At 68.1% G+C, this 24,981-nt stretch carries 16 protein-coding genes; 10 read left to right on the top strand and 6 right to left on the bottom strand.

What is annotated here, in order from left to right; translation table 11 throughout:
* Nucleotides 1-40: 40 nt before the first annotated feature.
* Complete coding sequence (locus EDD27_RS26730) at nt 41-1,069, top strand: hypothetical protein (protein WP_127934818.1); 1,029 nt, start codon at nt 41-43, stop codon at nt 1,067-1,069.
* Nucleotides 1,070-1,083: 14 nt separating this feature from the next.
* On the opposite strand, the gene EDD27_RS26725 is transcribed toward EDD27_RS26730, so the two are convergent.
* Nucleotides 1,084-1,803: a PaaX family transcriptional regulator C-terminal domain-containing protein gene (locus EDD27_RS26725; RefSeq protein WP_127934817.1), complete on the bottom strand. Its 720-nt coding sequence runs from the start codon at nt 1,801-1,803 to the stop codon at nt 1,084-1,086.
* A gap of 31 nt (nt 1,804-1,834) precedes the next feature.
* Between EDD27_RS26725 and EDD27_RS26720 the strand changes: the two genes are divergently transcribed.
* Entirely contained in the window at nt 1,835-3,523 is a 1,689-nt protein-coding gene (locus EDD27_RS26720; RefSeq protein ID WP_127934816.1) for an acyl-CoA dehydrogenase family protein, read from the top strand.
* Here EDD27_RS26720 and EDD27_RS26715 read toward each other — a convergent pair.
* Nucleotides 3,520-4,299, bottom strand: a complete 780-nt coding sequence (locus tag EDD27_RS26715; protein WP_206641669.1) for an alpha/beta hydrolase family protein — start codon at nt 4,297-4,299, stop codon at nt 3,520-3,522. The two genes, EDD27_RS26720 and EDD27_RS26715, sit on opposite strands and share 4 nt — an antisense overlap.
* Nucleotides 4,300-4,692: 393 nt before the next feature.
* Entirely contained in the window at nt 4,693-6,291 is a 1,599-nt protein-coding gene (locus EDD27_RS26710) for an ATP-binding protein (protein WP_206641668.1), read from the bottom strand.
* 265 nt (nt 6,292-6,556) lie between these two features.
* Between EDD27_RS26710 and EDD27_RS26705 the strand changes: the two genes are divergently transcribed.
* The 3 genes from EDD27_RS26705 to EDD27_RS26695 all read left to right on the top strand — a co-directional run bounded on the left by EDD27_RS26705 (nt 6,557) and on the right by EDD27_RS26695 (nt 9,202).
* Nucleotides 6,557-6,811 (top strand): hypothetical protein, encoded by a 255-nt coding sequence (locus EDD27_RS26705; protein ID WP_127934815.1) that lies wholly within the window; start codon nt 6,557-6,559, stop codon nt 6,809-6,811.
* A gap of 367 nt (nt 6,812-7,178) precedes the next feature.
* Nucleotides 7,179-8,654 (top strand): hypothetical protein, encoded by a 1,476-nt coding sequence (locus EDD27_RS26700; protein WP_127934814.1) that lies wholly within the window; start codon nt 7,179-7,181, stop codon nt 8,652-8,654.
* Nucleotides 8,651-9,202: a hypothetical protein gene (locus EDD27_RS26695; RefSeq protein ID WP_127934813.1), complete on the top strand. Its 552-nt coding sequence runs from the start codon at nt 8,651-8,653 to the stop codon at nt 9,200-9,202. Before EDD27_RS26700 ends, EDD27_RS26695 begins: the two co-directional genes overlap by 4 nt.
* 233 nt (nt 9,203-9,435) lie before the next feature.
* Here the strand turns inward: EDD27_RS26695 and EDD27_RS26690 are convergent, their stop codons facing one another.
* Nucleotides 9,436-10,167 carry a hypothetical protein gene (locus tag EDD27_RS26690; RefSeq protein WP_127934812.1) on the bottom strand — a complete coding sequence of 244 codons (732 nt, stop codon included), beginning with the start codon at nt 10,165-10,167 and terminating at the stop codon, nt 9,436-9,438.
* A 273-nt stretch (nt 10,168-10,440) separates the two neighbouring features.
* Here EDD27_RS26690 and drmD point away from each other — a divergent pair, with 273 nt between their 5' ends.
* On the top strand, nt 10,441-13,524 hold the full coding sequence (drmD, locus tag EDD27_RS26685; RefSeq protein WP_127934811.1) for a DISARM system SNF2-like helicase DrmD: 3,084 nt from the start codon (nt 10,441-10,443) through the stop codon (nt 13,522-13,524).
* Nucleotides 13,521-17,546, top strand: coding sequence for an Eco57I restriction-modification methylase domain-containing protein (locus EDD27_RS26680; protein WP_127934810.1), 4,026 nt, complete (start codon nt 13,521-13,523; stop codon nt 17,544-17,546). Before drmD ends, EDD27_RS26680 begins: the two co-directional genes overlap by 4 nt.
* Before the next feature lie 347 nt (nt 17,547-17,893).
* Here the strand turns inward: EDD27_RS26680 and EDD27_RS26675 are convergent, their stop codons facing one another.
* Together EDD27_RS26675 and EDD27_RS54580 are read right to left on the bottom strand one after the other, a co-directional pair.
* Nucleotides 17,894-18,331, bottom strand: coding sequence for a type II toxin-antitoxin system VapC family toxin (locus EDD27_RS26675; protein ID WP_164903803.1), 438 nt, complete (start codon nt 18,329-18,331; stop codon nt 17,894-17,896).
* Nucleotides 18,328-18,504 carry a hypothetical protein gene (locus EDD27_RS54580; protein WP_164903802.1) on the bottom strand — a complete coding sequence of 59 codons (177 nt, stop codon included), beginning with the start codon at nt 18,502-18,504 and terminating at the stop codon, nt 18,328-18,330. Before EDD27_RS54580 ends, EDD27_RS26675 begins: the two co-directional genes overlap by 4 nt.
* Before the next feature lie 129 nt (nt 18,505-18,633).
* Here EDD27_RS54580 and drmA point away from each other — a divergent pair, with 129 nt between their 5' ends.
* Genes drmA through drmC form a run of 3 tightly spaced genes read left to right on the top strand, consistent with a single transcriptional unit; the run spans nt 18,634 to nt 24,978 of the window.
* On the top strand, nt 18,634-22,323 hold the full coding sequence (gene drmA, locus EDD27_RS26670; RefSeq protein ID WP_127934808.1) for a DISARM system helicase DrmA: 3,690 nt from the start codon (nt 18,634-18,636) through the stop codon (nt 22,321-22,323).
* A complete protein-coding gene (gene drmB / locus EDD27_RS26665; RefSeq protein ID WP_277750754.1) occupies nt 22,316-24,217 on the top strand; it encodes a DUF1998 domain-containing protein in 1,902 nt (633 codons plus the stop codon). The genes drmA and drmB overlap by 8 nt, the downstream gene beginning before the upstream one ends.
* Entirely contained in the window at nt 24,214-24,978 is a 765-nt protein-coding gene (drmC, locus tag EDD27_RS26660) for a DISARM system phospholipase D-like protein DrmC (protein ID WP_127934806.1), read from the top strand. The genes drmB and drmC overlap by 4 nt, the downstream gene beginning before the upstream one ends.
* Nucleotides 24,979-24,981 lie beyond the last annotated feature (3 nt).

Here is a 24,981-nt window from a genome sequence, read left to right as displayed (position 1 = left end):
CCGTCACAGTAGGTAAAGAAACGGGAAAGGTGAGGGAGATATGGCGGAAACGGGGATGGCTCCCACCGAGAAGGCGCCGTACACGCTGAACCGGGCGACGGGGGACCTGGCCGACGGGGCGGCCAAGCTCGCGCAGGAGATCGGCAGCACAGGCGTCGAAGCGCTGCTGGCGCAGGCCAACAGGACCGCGGCCCGGCGGGGAGCCGCCGGCGCACTCGGCTCCATGAAGCCCAGGCCGGCCGAGTGGTACGCCTTCGACGCCAAGGACCAGGACACCGCCGACTGGTATCCCCAGGGCCTGACCTGCGGCGAGGAGTCCGGCTCCATCGGGGTGCCGGTGTTCGTGGCGAGCTGGTACTTCAAGCCCGAGGCCGGTGAGCGGGGGATCAGGGTGTCGTTCCTGAGCCCGCGCACGCTGAAGTACCAGCACGCGCTGCTGGTGGCGGCCAAGCCGGACGGCTCGTACGCGCCGATCAACATCCACGCGGGCGGCATCGCGCTCGACGGCGACCTGCTCTACGTCGCCGACACCTTCAAGGGGCTGCGCGTCTTCGACCTGAACAACCTGCTCGACCTGCGTACCGCGCAGAACGACCTGGGCGACCCCACGCGGATCGGCCGGCACCGCGGCAAGTTCCACGCCTTCGGCTACCGGTACGTGATCCCGCAGACCGACTTCTGGAAACTCGCGCAGCCGGGGCCGCACTTCTCCTTCGTGTCGATCGACCGCAGCGGCGGCACGCCGCAGTTGATCACGGGCGAGTACTGGGAGGACGATCCCGGCGGCCGGGTGGCGCACTGGGACCTCGCCTTCTCCGGCGGCGAGCCCAACGAGGTGTTCGTGATGGGGCACCCCAAGATCCAGGGGGCGATCTCGCACGGCGGGAAGTGGTACCTCAGCCAGGCGGCCAACGCGACCACCAACGGCAAGCTGCTCGTCTACGCCGACCAGAAGCTGCAGACCAGGCCGTTCCCGATCGGGCCCGAGGACCTGACCGTGCAGGACGGCAAGCTGTGGAGCGTCACCGAGTTCAGGAACAAGCGGGTGATCTTCGGGGTCGGTCTCTGAGGTGCTCGCCAGGGTCAGTCTTTGAGGTGGCGGAGCAGGACTTCGCGGTAGCGGGTGTCGAAGTCGTCGTAGCGGGCCCGCAGCTCCGCGCCCGGCCAGCCGGCCGGCAGCAGCTCCTCCGGGAGCAGCGGGTCGGCCAGCAGGTGGCGCAGCACGGCGGCCGACACCAGGAAACCCTCGGCCAGCCCGTCGGCGCGCTCCAGCTCCCGCTCCAGCCGCCGGGCCTCGGCCGCCCAGCCGTCGAGGTCCCAGAGCAGGGGAGTGGGGTCGCGGTGCGGGCGGCCGTCGATGCGCGTGCACTGTGCGGCGACGCTCTCCGGCCACGCGCGCACCAGGTTGGCGGGCCGCAGCCAGGTGCCCTCACGTAGCTCGGCCAGGCGCAACGTGGTCATCGTGTGCCGGAACGCGGCCCGGTCGGCGGGCGCGCGCCGCTCCGCGGTGACGACGGCCACCTCCCAGGTGCCGTCCCACGGCCTGGTGTGCGGGTCGCGGCTCTCGTCCTGCCTGGCCTGCCGTTCGACGAGCCGCTCCGACAACGTGTAGAAGCGGTCCTCCTGGATCAGGTCCCCCGCCGCCACCATGCGGGACAGCGCGACGCGCACGGTGCCCTCGGCGATGCCGAACAACGCCCCGATGCGCACCAGATGGCGGGCCGGCAGGCGCGGGGGATGGTGACCCAGCAACGCGCTCAAGACGGCCGACCGCGCACTCAAGGTGTTATTACGCTCTTCCATCGCGTGTCGATTATATGTAACACTCGCAGACATGGGGCGCTATCTCGTGGAACCTTTCGACCGCAGCGACCGCTACGCCACTGAGCGCTACCAGGGCGCGGCCGGGCGCAACTGGTGGGCCTGCGATCCCACGCTGCACCTGCTCATGCGGCGGCACCTGGGCGAGGGCTTCGCCTGGGCCGAGCCGCGCCTGGACCGGCTGGGCGCGCTCATGGGCGGGCTCGTGGCCGAGTGCGCCGAGGAGACCGACCGCCATCCGCCGCGGTTGGAGAAGTACGACAAGTGGGGCAGGGACGTCAGCCAGGTCGTCATGCCGCCGTCGTTCCAGGCCGCCCGGCAGGCGCTCATGGAGGACAACTTCACCGCGCCGTCGTTCGCGGAGGAGGCCCGGGCTCACGGGGCGGATCCGGCGGCGCTCGCCGCCGCGTGGACGTATTTGCTCGACCAGGCCGACATCGGGATGGGCTGCGCGCTCGGCACGGGCGGCGACATGGTGGTGCAGCTAGCCGAGAAGCACGCGCCGCCGGACGTACGCGATCGGGTACGGGAGATCTTCGCGAACGGCTTCTACTCCGGCGAGGCCGCTCAGATGTTCACCGAGCGGACGGGCGGCTCGGACCTGGCGGCGCTGGAGGCCGCCGCCGTGCCATCTGGGGACTCCTGGCGGCTGTCCGGCTTCAAGTGGTTCGCCTCCAACGCCAACGGATCCGCGTTCGTGGTGCTCGCCCGGCTGCCCGAGGGGGCGGTGGCGCCGTTCCTGGTGTTGTGGGATCGGCGGGACGGCAGCCGCAACGGGGTACGGATCAGGCGGCTCAAGGACAAGCTCGGCACCAGGTCCGTCGCCTCGGCCGAGGTCGAGTTCACCGACGCGGAGGCGTTCCTGCTGGCCGGGCAGGGCTCCGGGTCAGGCCTCGGGACCATGATGAAGCTCACCAACTCCTCCAGGCTCGGCGTGGCCATGATGGGTCTCGGCGTGGCCAGGCGCGCGCTGGTGGAGTCGATCTGCTACGCCCGCGCCCGCGAGGCGTTCGGCCGCCCGCTCATCGACCAGCCGCTCATGCGCCGCAAGCTGGCCGAGCTGATCGTCGAGGTCGAAGCCGCGCAGGCGCTCGTCTTCGACGGTCATGCCGGCCCCCGGCTGCGCCTGGCCCCCGCCCTGATCAAGCTGCGCGCGGCCCGGCTCGGCGTGACGGCCGCCAGCGACGCGATCGAGATACACGGCGGCAACGGCTACATCGAGCAGTGGCCGGTCGCCAGGCTCCTGCGCGACGCCCAGGTCAACCCGATCTGGGAGGGCGGCGACAACATCCTGTGCCTGGACGTCCGGCGCGCGATGGTGCGCGAGAACGCCCACGAGCCGTTCCTCGAACGGCTGGAAGCGGCCGTCGACCAGGCCCCTCCCGGCTCCGGAGACCTCGTGCGGGAACGGATCGAGGATCTCCGCAAGGCGATCACCGCCTGGTCGTCGCTGGAGCCCTCGGTGGCCGAGGCGCGGCTGTTCCCGCTGGCCCAGCTCATGGCGGACGTCTACGCCGCCGCCCTGCTGCTGGAACAGGCGGGCTGGGAGCAGCGCTCGGGCCACGGCGACCGCAAGGCTTTGGTCGCCCGCCTCTACGCCGAGGCCCACCTCGCCGACCACGGCCCGCTCCGCGGGATCGACCGCCCGGCGGAGGAATTGGAGCACTTCGACGATCTGGTCGTGGGGGCGGTGACGCTCTAGCCCGTTTCCACCACGGCCTCGAACCCCTGGACGATCGTGGACCACGTCGCGGTCCGCGGATCGATGACCTCGAAGTGGCCGACATCCTCCAGTTCGAGCAGCTGACAGGGGTCCCCGGCCTTATGCGCGGCCTCCGCGTACCGGCGGCTGAGCTCCGGCGGGACGCGATCGTCATCGGTGCCGTGGACGACGAGTGCCGGAGTTCCGCTCGGCAGCCGGCGCATCGGGTCGGCCAGGTCATAGAGCTCAGGCCGCTGCTCAGGCGTACCGCCGACGAAGTCGAGCGCGGCGCCGTCTCCGATGCGCAGCCGCGCCGCCTCGGCCAGATCGCAGACGCCGCCGAGCGGCACGACGGCGGCGACCGGTCGCGTTCCGGCCGCCCACAACGCGAGCTGGCCGCCGGCCGAGTGCCCGAGCAGCACCACCGGCACGTCGCCGACCGGTTCCAGCTCGTCAAGGTGCCGGAGGGCGGCCGTGATGTCGTCGAGTGTCGCCGGTACGCCTCCGCCGGTGCCGACCCGCCGGTACTCCACGTTCCAGCTCGCCCACCCGCGCAAGGCGAGATCGGCGCAGAGCGCCCGGGTTGTCTCCCGCCCGAAGCGGGACCGCCAGAAGCCGCCGTGGATCACCACCACAAGACCGCGCGGCGTGGCACCAGGAGGCAGCCGCAGATCGGCCTCATGATCGGGAAGAGGCCCGTAACGGTGCGTTTCCACGGACTCGTCGTGCTGATCGGACCAGTCCGCGAGCTCGGCGAAGAATCGGTCAAGATCCACCGGGATGCCTCCTCGAATCGATGGAAAGCGTGGCTGTCCGTCAGCGCGTGCCCCCAGATGGCCATCGAAGACCAATGACTGTACGGGAAAGCCCTCCGGGCGCTGGAGGAGTTCGAACGCCGCGTCAAGGAACTGGCCGAGCTGGGCGATCGAGCGGCCTCGCTGGCACGCGAAGGTCTGACGTCGTGACTCGCCACGCCGCCGAGCGAGCGGAGCGCCTCCAGTCGTTCTCTGATCGTGACAAGCCGGGGGCGGTCGCGCGACATCTGGACAAGGGCATCATGTCGGGGTCGAGTCGGGCCATCGGGTTCCTGGGGAGGGCAGCGGTGTGGCTCATCCTCTGCATGGTCTTCAAACGACGGGATTGGCTCTGATCGGAAACTCAGGCACCCGTCATGCACGCAGCACGGTGACCTGGCGGCCGGACGGTGTGGTCGCCTGCTCGAAGCCGCCTCGTTCCTTCCATGGTGGGGCCTCGGGGCGCCGATCGAAGATCACCAGCACGCCGGTGGGGAGGCTGAGCCGGTCCAGATACCGGTCGAGCTGCGCCAGGCCGTCGGGCAGCGGGTCGTCCCCGCCCGTCCGCCAGACCTTCAGCTCCATGGCCTCCCGCTGCATCAGCCGTTCGCCGTCGGGACCGGTGTAGGGCCATCGGACCAGGACGTCCAAGCGCTTGGTGCCCGCGGCGTACTCCCGATCCAGATACCCTCCGCCGTTCACCAACCGGTGCAGGAAGGCCATGAGGATGATCTGGCAAGCGGCCTCGTGGTAACCCTCCTGCCGGATGAGCACCTCGCCGTGCTCGCGCCAGAACACGACGAATTCCTGCAGCAGGCGCGGCAGGTCGAACCGGCCGTCCGGCAGCACGAAGCTGCGCGGATCGGCCATCACGTACTGTTCCGTCGGGTCTCCCAGCACTCGCAGGATGACCTCCCGATAGATCGAGTTGGCCACCTCCAGCGGAGGTTTCTGCTTGATCAGGCCCAGATCGCGGACGTAGGACAGGTCGTCGGAGAAGGTGGGGTCGACGTGGGGGAAGGCCCCGGCCACCACGGGCTCCATCACCCGCTTGACGCGGGGTTCGTGCAGCCGGGCCACGAGGGAGTCCAGATGGGTGGCGCGCGCCCGGATCAACCGCTCCTTGGCCTCATCCACCTGCCCGGCGATGATGGCACCGGTCACCCCCATCTGAAAGCTGATCTCATAGGCGAGGGCGTTGACCAGCCACGGTTGTCCCTGTGTCAGCTCGAAGACCCGATCCACCGCGTCCTTGGCGAACTCCTGGCCGGTCGCCTGCGTGTGCTGGCCGTACAGCTCGGCGATCTGATCGGCGGTGAAGTCGCCCAGGCGCAGCGACTCGGCGATGATGTTGAACGGGCTCGCAGGGTTCGACCGGCCCGGGTCGCCGCCCGAGGCGACCTTGTAGTCACGCACGTCGCGCAACCCGCACAGCACCACGGAGGCAGGGAACGGCTGGCCCTTCGGCCGCGCGTTGTGACCGTCGCGGAGCTGGCTGAGGATGCTGATCATGCTGTCGCCTTGGAGGGCGTCGATCTCGTCGAAGAACAGCACCAACCGGCGCGGGCAGCGGCGGCACCACTCCGTCAGCGCCACAGCAAGCCGGCTGCCCGGTGTGACCTGCGGCCACGGATCAGGTGGCAGCAGCTCGTCCGGCCATCCCGACCACTCGGCGGCCTGACGGAGGGAATCCAGCAGAAGCGACTCGGCGGCCGCGTAGTCGTCACCGGCCGCCTTGGCACGCTCGCAGGAGAACATCAGGGCGGCGATGTCACCCTCGGCGGTGAGCTCGGACGCCAGGGTGCGTAGCGCGGTCGTCTTGCCGGTCTGCCGGGGTGCGTGCAGCACGAAGTAACGATCCATGTCGATGAGCACCCGTGCCTGCGGGAGCCGCGGCGTGGGGGGCAGCATGTAGTGGCGCTGCGGGTCGCACGGGCCGGTGGTGTTGTAGTATTTCGCTCGTGGTGGCCGCATGGTCACATTCTGCCATCGCCCGCAGTGCCTGTTGCGAGATTCCGCGTCGAGACCGCCGAGGTCGTGGAGCATGCGGCCAGGGCCACGCTCCATACATCGCCGCTCGGTGAGCGTCCGCCCGATACGTTGCTCAACGCTCAGAACCGCAACTTCCTCCGCCCGTCCATAGCCATAACGTTTGGTTCACGGCGTTCCGCTTCAGCCCGACCTTTCCCGTGGTTACCATTCGATCGACCCGGCGTCTCCCACCTCCACGAATCGGGCGATGATGATGGCGACGCAGGAAGAGATCGACGCCGCCCGGCGTCAGATCGAACGATTGCGCGACCAGCACGCCAACGACGTGATCGCGCTCGTTCGCCTGGTCGATGGCGGTGCGCTCAAAGGCCAAGCCGGAGATCGACTCATCGCTGATCTGCGCGCCTGGGACAAGGGCTTCAAGGACTTCTTGGAGCGGGCCTTGTCCGTGCTGGACTCCCTCAAGCCAGCCGACCCGTCCAAGGGGGCGGCCACCCGATGAGCCCGATGGTCGGCATCAACCCCACGCTGATGACGCAACTGATCAATCCGACTGGCTGTCGAAGTCTCCCGCCGAGGGCGCGGCAGCCGCCGAAGCCCTGGCGGCAAAGCTGCGGGAGCAGATCAGGAGTCACAAGCTGGACGCCAAGACGGTGGCCGAAATCGAGCGGCACAAGAACGATCCGTACTTCGCGATCGCCTTCGCCAAGGAAATACCACCGCGCGAACTCAAGGCCCTGATCAACAGGCTGTACGGGGCCGGCCTCTCGCAGTCGGCCCGCCCGTCCCAGCGAGACGCCAGGACACAGGACAGGCTCGTCACCATGCTCAGCAGGATGCTGGGCACGGCCTCGCGTGGAGTGGGCCGGATGAAGCTGCCTGACGACTACGCCGATCAGCTGGTCGACGACGTCGAGAACCCGCAGGACGCGTTCGCGGTGAAAAGGCTGCTCCAGGACGGCGAGTTCGACCACACGTTCCTGCTCTCGGTGGTCCGGAAGCTGTACGACAAGGATGTGGCTCATCCGCCCGACCCGAGCCTGCCGCGAGACCCTTGGGCGATGCCCGGCCCCAGGGACGGCTCACCCGGCGACCTCAGCCCCATGGGTACGGCCCTGGTCGCGCTGGCCCACCATCCCGCCGTCGCCCAGGACTTCTTCACCGACCCGCAGCGCAAGCCACTGGCCTACCTGATGCGACAGCACCACTGGGATGGCGATGCCGACAAGGATCTCGGCTGGGCCATCCAGGTGGCGAGCACGGAATTCCGCGATCACGACCTGCCGCCTGGTAATTCGCGCGGGTACAAGTCCGCGCTGATCGCCTCATGGGCGGCCCACTTCTGGAGCGATGCCAAGGTCCAGAAGAATCTTCCCAATACCCGCGCCCATCTCGGCAACGTCTTGGCCCACTACACCGGTGACCTGCACCGCGACACACAGTCCTTCTCCAACAAGATGCCGGCTGTGGTGACGGGCCAGGACCCGGACAAGAACCTGTACGGCGCGGAACCGTATGGTGCCAAGTTCGCTGCGACAGAGGTCAAGAAGGCGATGACGTGGGCGTTCGCAGATGACGGCGCGTTTCAGACCGTGGCCGCCGCGCACGGAGTGTATGCCGCCAAGATGCTGGACGAACTGGCCGCCAAGATCTCGAAGGAGATCGATGCCGACCTTGCGGCATGGCGGAGGTCGCACCCAGAGGCCACACCGCAGCAGCTCGACGCCGCACGGCAGGACATCCTCGAAGAGCGCATGAGCCGCAGCGGAGGCGCGGAATTCTCACGGGCGACGCGCGGGCTCAGCATGACGACCTGGGTGATCACCGATGCTGCCAATATCTCCAGGATCGGAGAGGCGAAGGAGAACGATGCCCGCACCGCCGCCTTCAAGGAAATGACGGAGAAGGTGGTGGGACTGGTCCCAGGGCCGCAAGGGAAGTTCGTGGGATTCCTGGTCGACGAGGCCAAGAGTGCGATCTTCGGAAAGATCAAGTCCAGCCACGAGGACCGGGCTCGCCAGGACGCGGACACCGCGATGGGGGCGGCCAAGCACATGTTCGCCGATCTCACGGCGGCCACGATGATGCGCCACGGCCTGTTCGGGGATGGATCCGTGCCCGCCAAGACGCACCCATACCGCCACGAAGATTTCTCTCCGGGCTCGAAGGGGCACTTCATGGTGAACGGGGAGATCAAGTCCTGGGCTGAGATGAATGCCGACGAGCGTGAGGCCTACGAGGAGTGGCTGAAGCTGAACGAGACAGGTCGCGTCTTCGGCCGGCCGGATGACGCCATCGCACTCGGCTTCAAGGAGGCCGAACGCAGCTACAGGGGCGGCTCATGAGAATCCAGCCGTCAACGGGCGCCGTCATTGCCGTGCTCGCCCTGGCGACGGCGTGCACTTCTCCTCCCACTCAACCACCGGACACCCGGCCCTTGGGTGACGTCACTGCAACCCCACGAGAATGCGACCTGATCTCGGCGAACGCGATCAAACTCGCCACCGGCTTCAAGGACTACACGGCCGTCGGCACGAAGATGGACAAAGGACGTTTCGCGTCATGCTCGGTGGCCGAGGACTTGACGCCGGAAGGCAAGCTGGGACTCGTGATCGAAATCTTCGACCCATCACCACATGACGCGGAAGACCTAGAAAACACGAAGCTGTCCACCCAAGGGAATGACCTACCCGCCGAAGTAGGCCCCGGCTTCGCAGCGTGGCGCAGGAATGCCGAGGATCAGTCCATTGCCTTCGTCTACGGATGGACGCCTGACTACAAACGCCTGCTCACGATCAACATCTACAGCGGTGCACCGGGCCGGGACTCGCTGTCGGATGCGACGGAATTCTTCCGCCAGCTCAAACCCGTCCTGCTGGACAAGCCCAAGTGAGGCCGCACGAACGCAGCCTTTCGTCCAGTTGGCGAACGTAGGTGGTGTCCGCCCATGGCTCCAGCCGGGCACGGGCCTGGCCGATCTCATCGGTCAGCCGAGCCGAACTGTGCTGCCTGGTGACATCGGCGGCATCCATGAGCTTGGCCGCAGCCTCGGGCATCTCCTTGGCCATCGTCAAAGCGCTGGCGTACCGAGTAAGCACCAACCCATGGCGCCTCTTGTACTTCGGATCAAGCCCGGCCAGAAACCGCTCGGCCGCCATCAGGACGGGGCCCACGGCTAGTCCGGGTTGATTCATCCGGACCAGCAAGGCGCACCTCCCAAGTTCCAGCGCCGATGGCGAAATCCAGTACAAAACGCCGGCGGATCGCCCCGCCGTACGCACCCAGGTCACGACCGATCAGCTTGTTGAACAGCTCCTCGGTCTGCCGGTCGGCGAGCCGTACGACCAACGCGGCTCCGGCCACGGCGGCGGCGAGCTGATCGGCGCGGGTGGAATTGTCGGCGCCGGGGGTGACCACGACGATGGGCGCCCTGCGCCGGGGTTCCTCCAGGGCGCGCAGGAGCTGGTGGACCTCGGCTTCCGTCACCAGCGTGGCGCGGTCCTCCAGATGGATCGCGCCGTCGGTGATCCGGGCGGTGCGCAGGTAGCCGGGGATGAAGCCGGGGGCTCGGGCAGGGCCGGAGCCTTCGACGCTGATCAGGGTCCATCCGGGGCGGCCGTCCAGGAAGATCACCTTGGTCCGCCGGTCGGGCTCCTCCATCAGATACCGGCCGCAGTCTGCCCGGCGCTCCATGATGAGCCGCATGCCCGACAGTTCCTGCTGCTGGCGTGCCTTACCTGTATCAGGGGCGGGGAAGCCCTTGCTCTGCGCCCAGGCGGCGAAGGCTCGATGGAGCCGAATCCAGATAGGCCGGTCCGGGTCGCGCACGATGGCCTCATAGAGCGGAGGTGCCGCCACAACAGTCCTTTCTGAAGGGCCCATGTCTCTCGTTACAGGGACACGAGCCAGAAGTATCAGCGATCACGTACGGGGGCTGGTTGTTCATGGGGGCTCGCGGGGCAGAGGAGGCGTGAACAGTGGATCATCTGTGAACTGAGAGCACAATCAAAATCTCGCTATGGACGGGAAGTGGCGAAGTGCCGTAATCTCCGATGCACGCCTCGGACTGTTGTGCGCCTCGTGATATTGACGTAGCAAGACGTAACCAAGTCCTGTGACAAGGAGTGAGCGGTGACGGGTGTGACCTCGGAGAAGCCGGCCATCGGCGCATTAGTCGCCGTTCGCGGGCAACGCTGGGTGGTCAGTGACATCGAGGCGGGGCAGACCAGCACAATGGTGAGCCTGCAGAGCGTCGAAGACGGCCGCTACGGCCACACCCTCGATGTCATCTGGGAGGTCGAGCCCGGCAGCCGGGTCCTGCCCAGCGGATCCCTCCCCGAGGTCACCGACTTCGACGCCCCCGCCAGGCTCGGCGCCTTCCTCGACGCGATCCGCTGGTCAGCCGTCACCTCGGCCGACGTGAAGACGTTGCAGGCACCCTTCCGGTCCGGCGTGGCGATCGAGGACTACCAGCTGGAGCCGGTCGCCCGCGCCGTCGACGCCCCCAGGGTCAACCTGCTGCTCGCCGATGACGTCGGTCTCGGTAAGACCATCGAGGCGGGACTGGTCGCCCAGGAACTGCTCCTGCGCCACCGCGGCCGGCGCATCATGATCGTCTGTCCGGCCGGACTGACGCTCAAGTGGAAGGACGAGATGACCGAGAAGTTCGGCCTCGACTTCACGATCATCGACACCGAGCGCTGCGCCGTGGTCCGCCGCACGCACGGGAGCGCCGCCAATCCGTTCGAGGTCTATCCGCTGACCATCGTCAGCCTCCCTTGGCTGCGCGGCCAGAAGGCCCAGCGACTGCTCAACGAGGTGCTGAGCTCGGACAAGAGAGTCTTCGACCTGCTCATCCTCGACGAGGCGCACCACATCGCGCCGGCCGCCCCCAAGCAGGTCTACGCGGTCGACTCCCAGCAGACCAAGCTGATCCGGACCCTCGCCCCCCACTTCACCCACCGCCTGTTCCTGTCGGCAACTCCGCACAACGGCTATCAGGCGTCCTTTACCGCGCTCCTGGAAACGCTCGACGATCAGCGCTTCGCCCGCGGCGTCGACCCCGATCCCGCCGCCGTCAAGGAAACGGTCGTCCGCCGGCTCAAGCGCGACATCGTCAACGACGACGGCACCAGGCGCTTTCTGGAGCGCAGCGCCCGCGCGATCCCGGTTCACTATCCCGAGGACGAGCGGGAGATCCACGCCCTCCTCAAGGAGTTCGCCGAGGCTCGCAGGAAGCGCCTGACCAAGAGCAGGGGCCGTAAGGCGGCCGACCTGGTGACGCTGCTGCTGAAGAAGCGCCTGTTCTCCAGCCCTGCTGCCTTCCTGCACACCGTCGGCGTCTACCTCGACACCGTCGCCGCCAAGAATCAGGTGACCGGCCCCGACGAGTGGCTCGACGAGTACGAGGACTACATCGCGACCCTTGACGACGAGTCCCTGGCCGAGGCCGAGGACGACGCGGTCAACCGCGCCCACCCGCTGCAGGAGGGCGCCACCGAGCACGAGATCGAGCTGCTGACCCAGATGCAGCGCTGGGCGCAGCGGCACGCCGTGCGACCGGATGCCAAGGCACGGGAGCTCATCACCTACCTCAAGGCGGTGACCAGACCCGATGGTCACTGGACCAACGAGCGCGTCGTGGTCTTCACCGAATACCGCGACACCCAGACCTGGCTCGCCGACCTGCTCCGCCAGGAGGGCCTCGACCGGCTCGAACTCCTCCACGGCGGCCTGAACGCCGACGAGCGCGAGCGGATCAGGCAGGCGTTCCAGAAGGACCCCGAGGAGTACCCGGTCCGCATCCTCCTGGCCACCGACGCCGCCGGCGAAGGCATTGACCTGCAGAACCACTGCCACCGCCTGATCAACTACGACATCCCGTTCAACCCCAACAAGCTGGAGCAGCGGATCGGGCGCATCGACCGGTACGGCCAGCGCCACACCCCCGACATCCGCCACTTCGTCGGCGTCTTCAAGGGCGAGACCGTCGACTCCTACGAGGCCGACCTGGAGTTCCTCTCCCGGATCGCCGAGAAGGTCGCCCGCCAGCAGAAAGACCTCGGCCCGGTCAACGCGGTGATCTCCCAGCGGGTCCAGCGCCGCATGCTCGGCGAGCACGTCGCCATCGACGACATCGACGAGGCCGCGCCCAAGGAGGACGTGCCGGCCGAGACCAACGTCGGCGACCAGGTCCGCAGGCTCCGGGCCAACCTCGACGAGACGGTCCGCGAGCTGCGGATCACTCCCCAGAACGTCAAGCGCGTCGTCGACACCGCGCTCGACCTGGCGCGCCAGCAGCCGCTCAAGCCGTACCTCGACGACAAGCACCTCACCGAGGGCCTGTTCGAGGTGCCGCCGCTCACCGGCTCGTGGGAACGGGCCGGTGCCGGGCTGCTGGAGAAGATCACCCCTGAGGGCGAGACGCCGAAGCAGCGGCCGATCACCTTCGACCCGCGGGCCGTCAAGGACCTGCGTGACGATGTGGTCCTCGCGCACCTCAATCACCCGCTCGTCGCCATGTCGACCCGGCTGCTCCGCGCCGCCGTGTCCAACCCCGAGATCGGCCTGCACCGCGTGACCGCCGTCGTCAGCGACGACCCCGCGCTGGAGACGACGCTGATCGGTGCCTACGCCCGTTACGTCCTGGTCGGCGGCGACGGCGTCCGGCTGCACGAAGAGGTCCTGTACGCCGGAGGGTGGGCGCAGAGCAGTGGGCGCTTCCGCCGCCTCGACACCCTGAGCACGCTCGGCCCCATCCTGGACCGCGCGCTCACCCAGGGCCTGCCCGCTGCCCCGCATCTGCACAGGCAGCTCGTCGACCTGTGGCCGAGAATGCGTTCGGGCGTGATCGACGCGATCGACGCTCGTGCGAAGACCCGGCGTGAGTCGCTGGAGAACCTGCTGGCCAAGCGCCGCGAGTCCGAGCAGAACCGGATCATCGCCAATCTTGACCAGTTCGCCGCCACGCTCCGCGCGAAGCTGGCCGAGGACGAAGAGGGTGACGCCCTCTTCAGCGTCGCCGAGATCAGGGACGCGGAGGAGTACCGCCAGTACAAGAAGGACCGGGACTCCTGGACTCAGCGCCTGTCCCGGCTGTCAGATGAGCGAGACCGCGAGCTGGAGGCGATCGACGCCCGCTACCGGGACCCGCAGGAGCACCTCTTCCCCGTCGCCCTGATCTTCGTCGTGCCCGCGCAGGAGGCCGCCAGATGAGCAAGTTCGCCAAGCCGGTCGACTCCGGCCGGGTCCACCAGGACTGGCTGAGCCTGGTCGAGGTCTCCGGCCCGTTCCTGTCCCTGCCGGTGCTCCGCCGTACGTGGCCGTCGCTCGATCCGCTGGACAAGCAGGCCCGTGAGAGCCTGCGCCTGCACCACGGCACGTGGCAGGCCGGCGGCAAGGCTCGCGACTGGATCGTGTACGCCCTGCGCGACCTGCTCGGATGGGGCGACGCGCTCCACACCGAGAGTCTGGAGGTGCTCGCGCTCGACGTCCCGCAGCACGATGCCGTTCTGGTGCCGAGCTTCGCCCTGGTCGAGCCGGATTCCGAACTGAAGCCGGACAGCACGAGGTTGATCGGCCTGATCTGTGAGGGCCAGCCGACCGCCCGCGTCAAGGGCGAGGACTGGTCGGCCACCCCGGTCGACCGGATGGCCCAGCTGTGCCGTCACCACGGTGTGGAGCTGGGCCTGGTGACCGACGGTCGCTGGTGGGCGCTGATCTGGGCGCCGCGCGGCGGGGTCACCACCAGCGCGATGTTCGACGCGATCTCGTGGCCGGAGGCCGCCGAGCGTGACGTGGTCCGTGCCTTCGTCTCGCTGCTCAACCGGGCCCGGTTCTTCTCCTTCCCCGAGGAGGAGACCCTGCCCGCGCTGCTGCGGGCCAGCCTGGACAGCCAGGAGGACATCACCGAGGCCCTCGGCGTCCAGGTCCGCCAGGCCGTCGAGCTCCTCGTCGCCGCGATCGGCCGCGCCGACACCCGCGACCGCGAGGCGGGCGGCGAGGGCGTCGGCGACGCCACCGCGCACGACGTCTACCGCGGCGCGGTCACGGTCATGATGCGCATCGTCTTCCTGCTCTTCGCCGAGGAACGCGGCCTGCTGCCCGCCGACAACGAGCTGTACGCCCGCGCCTACTCCGCCGGCGGGCTATGCGCCGAGCTGGAGCAGCTCGCCCTCGAAGGCTCCGAGAACGACCTGGAACAGACCCAGGCCGCCTGGCACCGGCTGCTGGCGCTCTTCAACGCCGTCTACGCCGGGGTGGACCACCCGCGGCTGACCATGCACGCCCACGACGGCTCCATGTTCGACCCGGATGCCTACGCCTGGCTGCCGCTGTCGATCGACGACAGGACCGTGCTGCACATGCTCAGGGCCGTGCAGTACGTCCAGCTCGGCACCGGCCGGAACCGGGAGCGCCGTAAGCTCAGCTTCCGCGCGCTCGACGTCGAGCAGATCGGCTACGTGTACGAGGGTCTGCTCTCCTTCGAGGGCCGCCGCGCCACCGACACCGTCGTCGGCCTGGTCGGCAAGCCTGGCATGGAGGAGGAGGTGGACCTCACCCGACTGGAGCGCATCGGCCCCAATCCGGCCGCGCTGGCCGAGACGTACAAGGCGTCGGGCATCGGCACGGCCGCCGCCCTCGCCAAGCGCCTGGCCCCCCTGAGCGACGCGGAGCAGCTTGAGGCGCTCCGCAAGCTGCTCGCGGTCACGGGGGGAGACCGTGCCCTTGCCGAGCGGCTGCTGCCGTTCTACGGGATCATCCGGCTGGACCTGCGCGAGCTGCCCATGGTCATCCTGCCGGGCGCGCTCTATGTCACCGAGTCGTCCCTCCGGAAGAACACCGGCACCCACTACACGCCGCGCTTCCTGGCCGAGCAGGTCGTCGAAGGCGCGCTGGAGCCGCTCGTCTACCGGGTTGGGCCGCTCCAGACGGCCGACCGGGCCGCGTGGGTGCCGAAGTCGCCGGTCGAGATCCTGGCGTTGAAGATCGCCGACATCGCCATGGGGTCGGCCGCGTTCCTCGTGGCCGCCGCTCGCTATCTGGCCGGCCACCTGGTGGAGGCGTGGTCGCGCGAGGGTGACGCTCGTGCCGCGGCCTATCTGGCTTCCGAGCGTACAGCTGAAGCCGACGACGATCCGCTGGTCATCGAGGCCCGCCGGGCCGTCATCGAGCACTGCCTGTACGGGGCTGACATCAACCCGATGGCCGTGGAGATGGCCAAGTTGTCGCTCTGGCTCGTCTCTATGGACCCCGCACGGCCGTTCACCTTCGTCGACGACCGGCTCGTCTGCGGGGACGCGCTGCTCGGCATCACTTCACTCGACCAGCTGGAAGTGCTGCACCTGGACCCGCGCAAGGGGCGCGAGATCCACGAGAAGCGTGCCCTGTCCAACTTCGCCGTGGGGGCGCGCAGCGTGGCAGTTGAAGTCGCAGAGCTCAGGCGGCGGCTCGCCGAGATCCCGCTCGGCGACGACCCGCTGGCCGCCCTGCGGACGAAGCGGGCACTGCTGGCCGAGGCCGAAGTGGCCACCGCCCAGGCACGGTTGTTCGCTGACCTGATCGTGGGCGCGGCGCTCGCGCACGCCGGGCGGGGTGAGGCCGGGCTTCGGGACGGCTCGATCGTGGCCGCCAACTATGTGCGCCGGATCGCCGAGGGCTCGCCGATGGCCGAGGTCGAGGCGGGGGAGAAGCGCCACGAGTGGCTGGCCACCGACCGGATTCGCGGAGCCTTCGACCGCCGGCCGATCCACTGGCCGCTAGTCTTCCCGGAGGTCTTTGAGGACGTGACGGGGGAGGTTTCCCGGGCTGCTGGCTTCGACGCGGTCATCGGCAACCCGCCCTTCCTGGGCGGCACGAAGATTACCGGATCCATGGGGACGGCGTACCGAAACTACTTGGTCGAAACGATCGGACGAGGTGTGCGAGGAAACGCCGACCTCGTAGCCTTTTTCGTGTTGCGCGCTCATGATTTGCTCAACACGGTGGGGCAGGCTGGGCTGATAGCCACTAACACGCTTGCGCAGGGCGACACCCGTGAAGTCGGGTTGGACCAGCTCCTCGTGGCTGGCATGACGATACGGCTGGCTGTCAAGAGCAAGCCTTGGCCATCGAGGAGTGCGGCGCTCGAGTACTGCGCTGTCTGGACGAGTCGCCCGAAGCCGGGAGAGGAGGCCGAACAGGTTGCCGACGGCGTCGTGGTGGCCGGCATAACGACTTCACTCGAGCCTGAATCGCGGGTCAAGGGACAACCTTTCAGGTTGGCCGGCAGCGCGGGGATCTCCTTCAAGGGGGTGGACATCGGGGGAATCGGGTACACGCTGGAGCCCGATGCCGCGAGGGTCACGATCGAGAAGGAGCCACGCAATCGAGAGGTCCTCTTTCCTTTCCTCAATGGACAGGATCTGAATTCCAGGCCTGACTCTTCGGCGAGCAGATGGGTTGTTAATTTCCACGACTGGCCCGAGGACAAGGCGAGATCGTTCATTGACCCCTACGAAAGAGTCCTTCGACTGGTCAAGCCCGATCGCGACAAGAACAATCGAGCCGTCCGGCGTGAGAAGTGGTGGCAATATTCAGAGCGAGCCTCCAATATGGTCAAGGCGGTAAGCGGCCTTGAACGGATTGTCGCGATCACTCGGCACACCAAAACAGTAATGCCGGTCATGGTTCCTACGGGGCAAGTGTTCAGTGATGCGCTCATCGTGTTCGCGACAGAAGATCATGCGATGCTCGCCGTGCTGTCCAGCGCCCCACATTATTGGTGGACTCGTACGTGGGCTTCGTCAATGAAGACCGATCTCCGCTACACGCCGTCAGACGTGTTCGAAACCCTTCCTCTCCCCGAACTCACCCAGGAGATGCGGGACCTCGGCGACCGCCTCGACCGCGAGCGCCGAGCGCTCATGCTCTCCCGCCAGGCCGGTCTCACCGCCACCTACAACCTCGTCAACGACCCCGCCAACACCGACGACGACATCGAAATCCTCCGGGCCATCCACCGTGCCATCGACGAGGCCACCCTGCGCGCCTACGGCTGGGACGACCTCATCGGCAAGCTGGACCACGGCCACCACCTGATCGGCGGCCGCGAGATGCGCTACACCGTCGGCCCCGCCGTACAGCGAGAGCTCGTCGACCGCCTCCTGGAGCTCAACCACGCCCGCTATGCCGACGAGGTCGCCAAGGGCCTGCACGCCAAGAAATCCAAGAAATCCCCACAAGGCGGGCTTTTCTAATGCACGCCATCCAGCCCCACGACACGTCGAAATCAACCGCCCTAACCTGGGATCCAGGTGGCCGACTAAGGACTTTGGGCCGCGCAGCGAACTCTGGAAGGGCGGTCCTGTGCAGGGTACGAGAGCTGTGTCAATCCGAGTCTTCGATCGCTCAGCCTGCCGTGGGGCAGCGCATAGAAAAAGCCGGCTATCCCAGTCTCCTGGGAAGAGCTCCCCTGGAGCTTTTGTCACCGGCTGCCTTCAGCGAACCCCACCGGGGGTCCCGATCGCAACCGGTTTGGCAAAAGAACAGGCTTGCCATACCGGACGAAGGCCTCGGACGGTCGCCGGAAGCGCTTTGGTGGGGATCAGCTCTCCTGGAGCACGAAACGCAGCGGCTGCAGTCGGCTGACCGGCGTGGCCATACCGAGGAACTTGTAGTCAACGGTGGCGATGTCGCTCACCTTCAGTCGCTCCGCCATGGCCAGCACGATGCCGTCGACGTAGCCCAGTGGACCCGACACGAGCCGCGTGCTCAGCTCAAGCGCTCGTTCCCGATCCTCTGGGACAGGGTTGACGATCTCGAAATCCCCGGGCTCTGTCACAGCCTGCAGGAAACGGACCTCAAGCAGCGGCCCGTTACGGACGTTATTGCGCAGGTAGTTGCAGACTTCACCCACCACAGGCTCGGGCACGAGCACACGCCCCTGCCACTCGTTGAGCATGCGGACGCATTTCGCGAAATCGGGATCGAGATCGTTGAACGTGGCTATCAATGGCCCAGAGTCGCACAGAAGCGACTTCACGCACTCCTCCGTGCTGCATCGATGGCTTCGACGATCTCGCGGTTGCGGCGGGCTTCTGCCATGACCTCGCGATGCCGTCGCGCCGCAAGAGCTGGATCGTCGATGCTGACCAGAGCGACCCAGGGAAAGCGTCGGCGCAATGCGATTATGTCGATCGGCTCCTCGACGTCCATGACTACGACTGTAGCCGACGGCGACTCGATGACCTCGAAACGGCTATGGGGAGCGGGGGATGACTCCGTGTTCATGGTCCATAACCTTACGTGCATGTCCGGCGGAATGCTCGCGGAAATGGGAACAGGATGACGACAGCCGACGACCAGACGCCTGCCGTACCTGAGCAGAACCCGCTGGACGAGCCGCAGGTCTTCGCCGAGGCCACCTCCTACGAGGTCCGTGACGAGTTCCAGGAGCTGGTCTGCCGCGACCTGCTCGGCCCCTGGGACGGGCCGACGGAGGAGTTCAGGCCGAGCATGCGTGGTCCCCGCGAGCGCTATCTCGTGGGAATGATCGGGCCGAAACGCTCGGCGACCTCCTCGCGGGACGAGGCCGACGCGGTGCCGGACACCGAGACCGGCGTGGAGGGCGACGCCACCGAGGCCGACCTGCCCGACGTGATGACCGCGCAGAACCTCGGCAGTATCTGGGCCTCCTCCATGGGGCTGTCTTTCGCAGTGCCGGCCGACGTGAACACGATCGCGGTCACCGCCTCCTGGGGACGCTACGGCAAGAGCGAGGTGGAGCAGGAGGACGGCAAGAAGGTCAGGACCTGGTCGCGGGAGCCGGTGAGCCACGACCGGGAGATCCCCCTCGACGGTGAGTCGAACTTCTGGGTTCCCCTCACCGTCAAGCACAGGGACGAGCCGGGCGTCCACCTGGCCGTCACGGTGCGTGCGGTGAGCGGCCATCGTGTCGTGGAACTTTCGCTGATCAACACTCAGGTGGAGCCGGAGAAGAACAAGGACGAGGCCTGGCTGTTCCAGACCGAGCTCCGGGTCCGGGCGCTCGACGGGAGCGAGGCGATCTTCATGCCGATCGACGACCCGCTCGACGGCGGCGGTCCCGGCTTCGACGAGGAGGACTCGCACCTGCGACTGCTCTACCGGAACGAGCGCCGTTACGCCTCAGGACGCAACACGGCGGTGCACGCGGCGTTGCGCCCGGATGAGCGCCGTGCGCACGAGCTGACCACCACGTGGTTGCCCGTCTATGACGTTCCGAGCACCACCGCGCCGCCGATCCCCGGCGTGCTGCTGTCGATGGACGCCCTGGCCGAAGCGGAGGCGCCCGAGCTGCGAGCGGGTCTCGCGCCGCTGGCCGACGGCTACGCCGCCTGGCTCGACCAGCGCTCGGCAGACCTTCCCGGTCTGCCCGAGGCGCTGCGTCCGGCGGCGGAGAACGCGATCTTCAAGGCCAAAAGAGTCGCCGAACGCCTGCGCCGCGGCATCGAGTTGTTGGAAGCCGACGCCGACGCGCTGCGCGCCTTCCGCTTCGCCAACCAGGCCATGGCCGACCAGCGCCGCCACAGTGCGATCGCCAAGCTGCGGCAGGAGGAAGGGCTGAGCTACGAGCAGGCGGAGGCACGGGTGCTGGCCCAGGGTGCCAAGGCCGCCTCCTGGCGTCCCTTCCAGCTGGCGTTCGTGCTGCTCAACCTGCCCGCGTTGAGCGACCCGGCGCACCCGGAACGGGCCGCCGACCACACGGCCACCGCCGACTTGCTGTTCTTCCCGACCGGTGGCGGTAAAACCGAGGCCTATCTCGGCCTGACCGCCTACACCTTCGCGATCCGCCGGCTGCAGAAGGTCGTCGGTACGGCAGAGCGGGCCCGCAGCGGTCTCGACGGGGTGGCCGTGCTGATGCGTTACACGCTGCGGCTGCTCACCGCCCAGCAGTTCCAGCGGGCCTCCGCGCTGGTCTGCGCCGCCGAGATGATCCGCAGGCAGGACGAGAGCACCTGGGGCAGCACCCCGTTCCGCATCGGCCTGTGGGTCGGCGGATCGGTCTCGCCGAACTGGTTCGAAGGAGCGGCCAAGGAGGTCGGTGACGCCAGATCCGCCCCCGAGGGGAAGCGGCCGAATGTCCTGCAGACGCTCTCGTGCCCCTGGTGCGGCCAGATGCTGAAGGGTCACGAGGACCTCCACATCGACGACGACCGCCGCAGGGTGCTGCTGTACTGCTCCAACGGCGAGGGGCAGAACGCCTGCCCGTTCTCCCGGCGGATGTCCCCCGGGGAGGGTCTGCCCATCCTCACCGTCGACGAAGAGATCTACCGGCTGACCCCGTCACTGGTGATCGCCACCGTCGACAAGCTCGCCCAACTGCCGTGGCGCGGCTTCGCAGGACACCTCTTCGGGCGCGTTCGCGAGCTGTGCTCCCGCCACGGGTACCGGCACGAGGACCTGAACGCCAGGACCGGATGCACGCCCCGGCACAACGCGAAGGGATCGCTCCCCGCCAGCCAGGTGCAACCGGTGACCCGCCTGCGTCCGCCGGACTTGATCATCCAGGACGAGCTCCACCTCATCTCGGGATCGCTCGGCACCACGGTCGGCCTGTTCGAAGCCGCTGTCGACGAGTTGTGCACCTGGGGCCAGGGGTACGGCCCGAAGATCGTCGCGTCCACCGCCACGACCAAGCGTGCGGACGCGCAGGTGCTCGGCGTCTTCGCGCGCGAGCTCGCAATCTTTCCGCCGCAGGTCCTCGACGTGGCCGACACCTACTTCTCTGAGCAGGTGCCGATCACGCCCGAGACACCGGGGCGGCGCTACCTGGGCGTCTGCGCGCATGGCGTCCGGCTCAAGTCGGCGGAGATCCGGCTCGCTGAGATCCTGCTCATCGCCGGGCAGACCGTGTTCGACCGGTACGGCAAGCCGGCCGACCCCTACATGACCATGGTCGGGTACTTCAACGCCACGCGGGAGCTGGCCGGCATGCGGCGTTACGTCGACGACGACGTGACGACCCGCGTCCGTACCCACGGCAAGCGCAAGGGCCTGTCGAACCGGCTCACCACCAGGCTGGAGATGCTCACCGTCCAGGAGCTGACCTCACGCATCTCCTCCACCGATATCAGCGAGGTGCTGCGGAACCTGGAAGTCGGTTTCGTCGCCGAGTACGAGACCTCGGAGCGCAAGCTCGCCCTGCGCAGGGAACTGGCTCTCGCCCGCCGAGACAAGCGCCCCGAGCACGCGCTCGCCGCTCGGTGGCTGCGCAGGCGGCTCCCGGTCGACGTGGTGCTGGCCACCTCCATGCTGCAGGTCGGCGTGGATGTCTCTCGCTTCGGGCTGATGGTGGTGGTGGGCCAGCCCAAGAACACCGCCGAGTACATCCAGGCATCCTCCCGCGTCGGCCGTGACGCCGACCGGCCCGGCCTGGTGGTGACGCTCTACAACTGGTCCCGGCCCCGGGACCTGGCCCACTTCGAGGACTTCGAGCACTACCACGCCACGTTCTACCGGCAGGTGGAGGCCCTGTCGGTCACGCCGTACACGCGACGGGCCCTGGACCGGGGAGTGGCCGCCGCCTTCGTGGGGGCGCTGCGCAACGCCGAGGAGACCTATTCGCGCAACACCGACGCCCACGACGTGCCGCTCGACGGCCCGGTGGCCACCCGGATCCGCAGGCGGTTCCTGTCACGCGCCGAGGCGGTCGCGGGCGAGCGGGGCCGGGATTACCTCCTGGAACGGCTAAACGTGGTGGCGGACAAGTGGGAGACCATGCGGGCCGGGCAGATCAGGCTCGGCTACCAGGCCAGCTCCTCCACCCGGCAACCGCTGGTGGGCCTGCTCAAACCGGCCGGTGAGAGCGCGTGGGACACCATGACGGTCGGCCAGTCCATGCGGGAGACGGAAAGCGAGATCAACCTGCTCGTCCCCCGACTGGAGGAGATGTTCGCCCCCGCTTACGGGGCGCCCGCCTGGAGCTTCAAGGTCGGCGTGGATGAGGACGACGACGCCCCGGAGGGCGACGAGCTGGGAGAGAGCCGTGGCTAAGCCCGAAGGTCACCGCCGCAGGGTCGGGGCTGTCCGGCCCAGTCACCTGATGTTCACCGGTGGCGTCGGCGCGCTTGTCGACCTACCCAACTTCTCCGTCCTGGTGAAGGGGCTGGATGACTGGGCGCCGGAGTACAACAAGGTGCCCGACTGGGAGCCGCTGACCGAGCCGCGCCTCCTGGCCGCCGTCCAGACGCTGCTGGGCAAGACCGTCACCCAGCTGCGCCCCGCCCCCTGGTTGCCGGACACCGACGACAGCGGCGCGGCGGCCCGGGTGGGTGTGCCGACGATGCCGTTCCCGGCCTGGATGCGCTGCACCGCCTGCAGTCTTCTGGCGCCGATCGAGTCGCAGGTGGTCTTCGGATTCGAGAATCCCAAGGCGCACGCGCCCCACGAGGCGCGTTTCTTCCATAAAACCTGCGGACGCAAGAAGTCGGGCCCGAGACCGCTGGCGGTCGCCGCGCGCTTCGTGCTCGCCTGCACCGCGGGCCATCTCGACGACTTCCCCTACGTGCCGTTCGTGCACCGGGGTGGCTCCTGCGAGGTGGAGTTCCCACCGCTCAGCATGGACGACCGCGGCGGCAACATGGGCGCCAACGTCGAGATCAAATGCGAGCGCTGCGGCCTGAAGCGCAACATCACCGAGGCCATGGGCCGGCGCGGCGAGCAGAACCTGCCCGCCTGCCGCGGCCGGCACCCGCACCTGTCGACCTTCGAGTCCTGCGACCGTCCGGTGCGCGTGCTGGTGGTCGGCGCCTCTAACCAGTGGTTCGCCCAGGGGCTGTCCTCCCTGTGGGTGCCGGAGGCAGGGGGCAACGTGCTGGATGCGAAGGTCGCCCAGCACTGGGAGACGAGCCTGCACGGCATTCCCGGGCCGAACATGCTTCCTTTCATGCGTACGGCGGTGCCCGCGCTGCGCGAGTTCGAGAAATGGGACGACCAGACCCTGTGGGCGGCGATGGAACGCCATCGGGCCAAACTAGAAGGCGCGGAGATAACGCAGAACGACGGCTACCCCGATCTTCGGACGGCTGAGTGGGAGGTGTTCTCGGCGCGGGAGCTCCCGGAGCCGGATGAGGACTTCACCTTGCGACGAGACCCTGACGGCGTGCCCGAGCCGCTTCGCGGCGTCTACGCCGACGTCGTCCAGGCCGAGCGGCTTCGGGAGGTGCGTGCTCTGATCGGCTTCACCCGGCTGGACGCCCCGGACCCGGAAGACCCCGAACTGGTCACCCGGGCTCCTCTGGCGCGCGACAAGCCAGCCTGGGTGCCAGCGAGCGAGGTGCGGGGGGAGGGCATCTTCCTCAGGCTTCCCGAAGACCTCCTGTCCGGATGGGAGAAGCGTGTTGAGAACACCCTCGCCCTTCGCGAGCACAAGGACGCCTACGCGCGTTTCCGAAGGCACCGCTACAGCGACCGGATCCGCGGCGCCTTCGACGAGATGCAGCACTGGCCGGGAGCACGCTTCTACGTCCTGCACACCCTTTCCCATCTGCTGATCCGGACGATCGCGCTGGAATGCGGCTACAGCTCGGCCAGCCTGTCGGAACGCATCTACGCGGGCAGCCAGGACGATCCGCGCAGCGGAATTCTCATCTACACGGCCGTGCCGGACGCCGAAGGCACACTCGGCGGCCTGGTCTCCCTGGCTGAACCCGCCAACCTGGTACGGCTGACGAGGCGGGCCCTGCACGACGCCAAGCACTGCTCGTCCGACCCGCTCTGCGCCGAACGGCTGCCGCAGGAACCCGCGGACTTTCTGCACGGCGCCGCCTGCCACGTCTGTCTTTTCGTCTCCGAGACGACCTGTGAACGCGGCAACCGCTTCCTCGACCGCCGGTTCGTCGTCCCCATCGACGAGCCGGACCTCGCCCTCTATCCCGAACTCCCGTGAACGGTTACCCGCGCCTGGCGAGGGCGGCGGCCGAGGCCGTCGCCCAGCTTGGGCCCTCCAGGCTCAGAACCCTGGCCGAGCGGATCGGTGCGGGGTGGCCGCGCGCGGCCATACCGGGCGCGGTTCCGGTTCCGGGGTTCGCCGAGCACGCGACGGCGATTCTGGACGCGCGTGACGCCGAGTCGGTTCCTGACCTGGTAGCCGCGACCTACCTCGTGGGCGTGGCCGACGGGCACGCCCAGCACGCCGGGACGACCCGTGCCGACGTAGTCTGGAGTGGGCCGAGCAGCCACGGCGTGCCGGTGCGTGCCACGGCGCAGGTCCTGGTGGACGTGGTGGCGGAGGCTACCCGCGAACTGCTGTTGATGACGTACTCGGCCAAGCCGTACCCGCCGCTCCTGGAGGCTCTCGCCGCCGCGGTGCGCCGCGGAGTCACGGTGGCGGCGGTCGTCGAGACACTGCAGGGAGCGGGTTCGGCGCTGAGCGGGTCGGAGCCCGCCACTGCCTTCACCTCTGTGCCCGGCATCGAGCTCTGGCACTGGCCTGCCGCCAGGCGAACCACGCCGGGGTCCAAGATGCACGCCAAGCTCGCCGTGGCCGACCGGCGGATTCTGCTGGTCTCCAGCGCCAACCTCACCCAGTCGGGAGTCTCGCGGAACATCGAGGCGGGGCTGCTCATCACAGGCGGGACGGCGCCCCAGCGGGCAGCCGAGCACATCGCCGAACTTCGCGCCCACGGGGTGCTGGAACGGCTCAGGTAGGAG

This window comes from Nonomuraea polychroma, from assembly GCF_004011505.1.
Taxonomy (GTDB): Bacteria; Actinomycetota; Actinomycetes; order Streptosporangiales; family Streptosporangiaceae; genus Nonomuraea; species Nonomuraea polychroma.
This window is presented reverse-complemented; position numbering and strand designations above follow the sequence as displayed.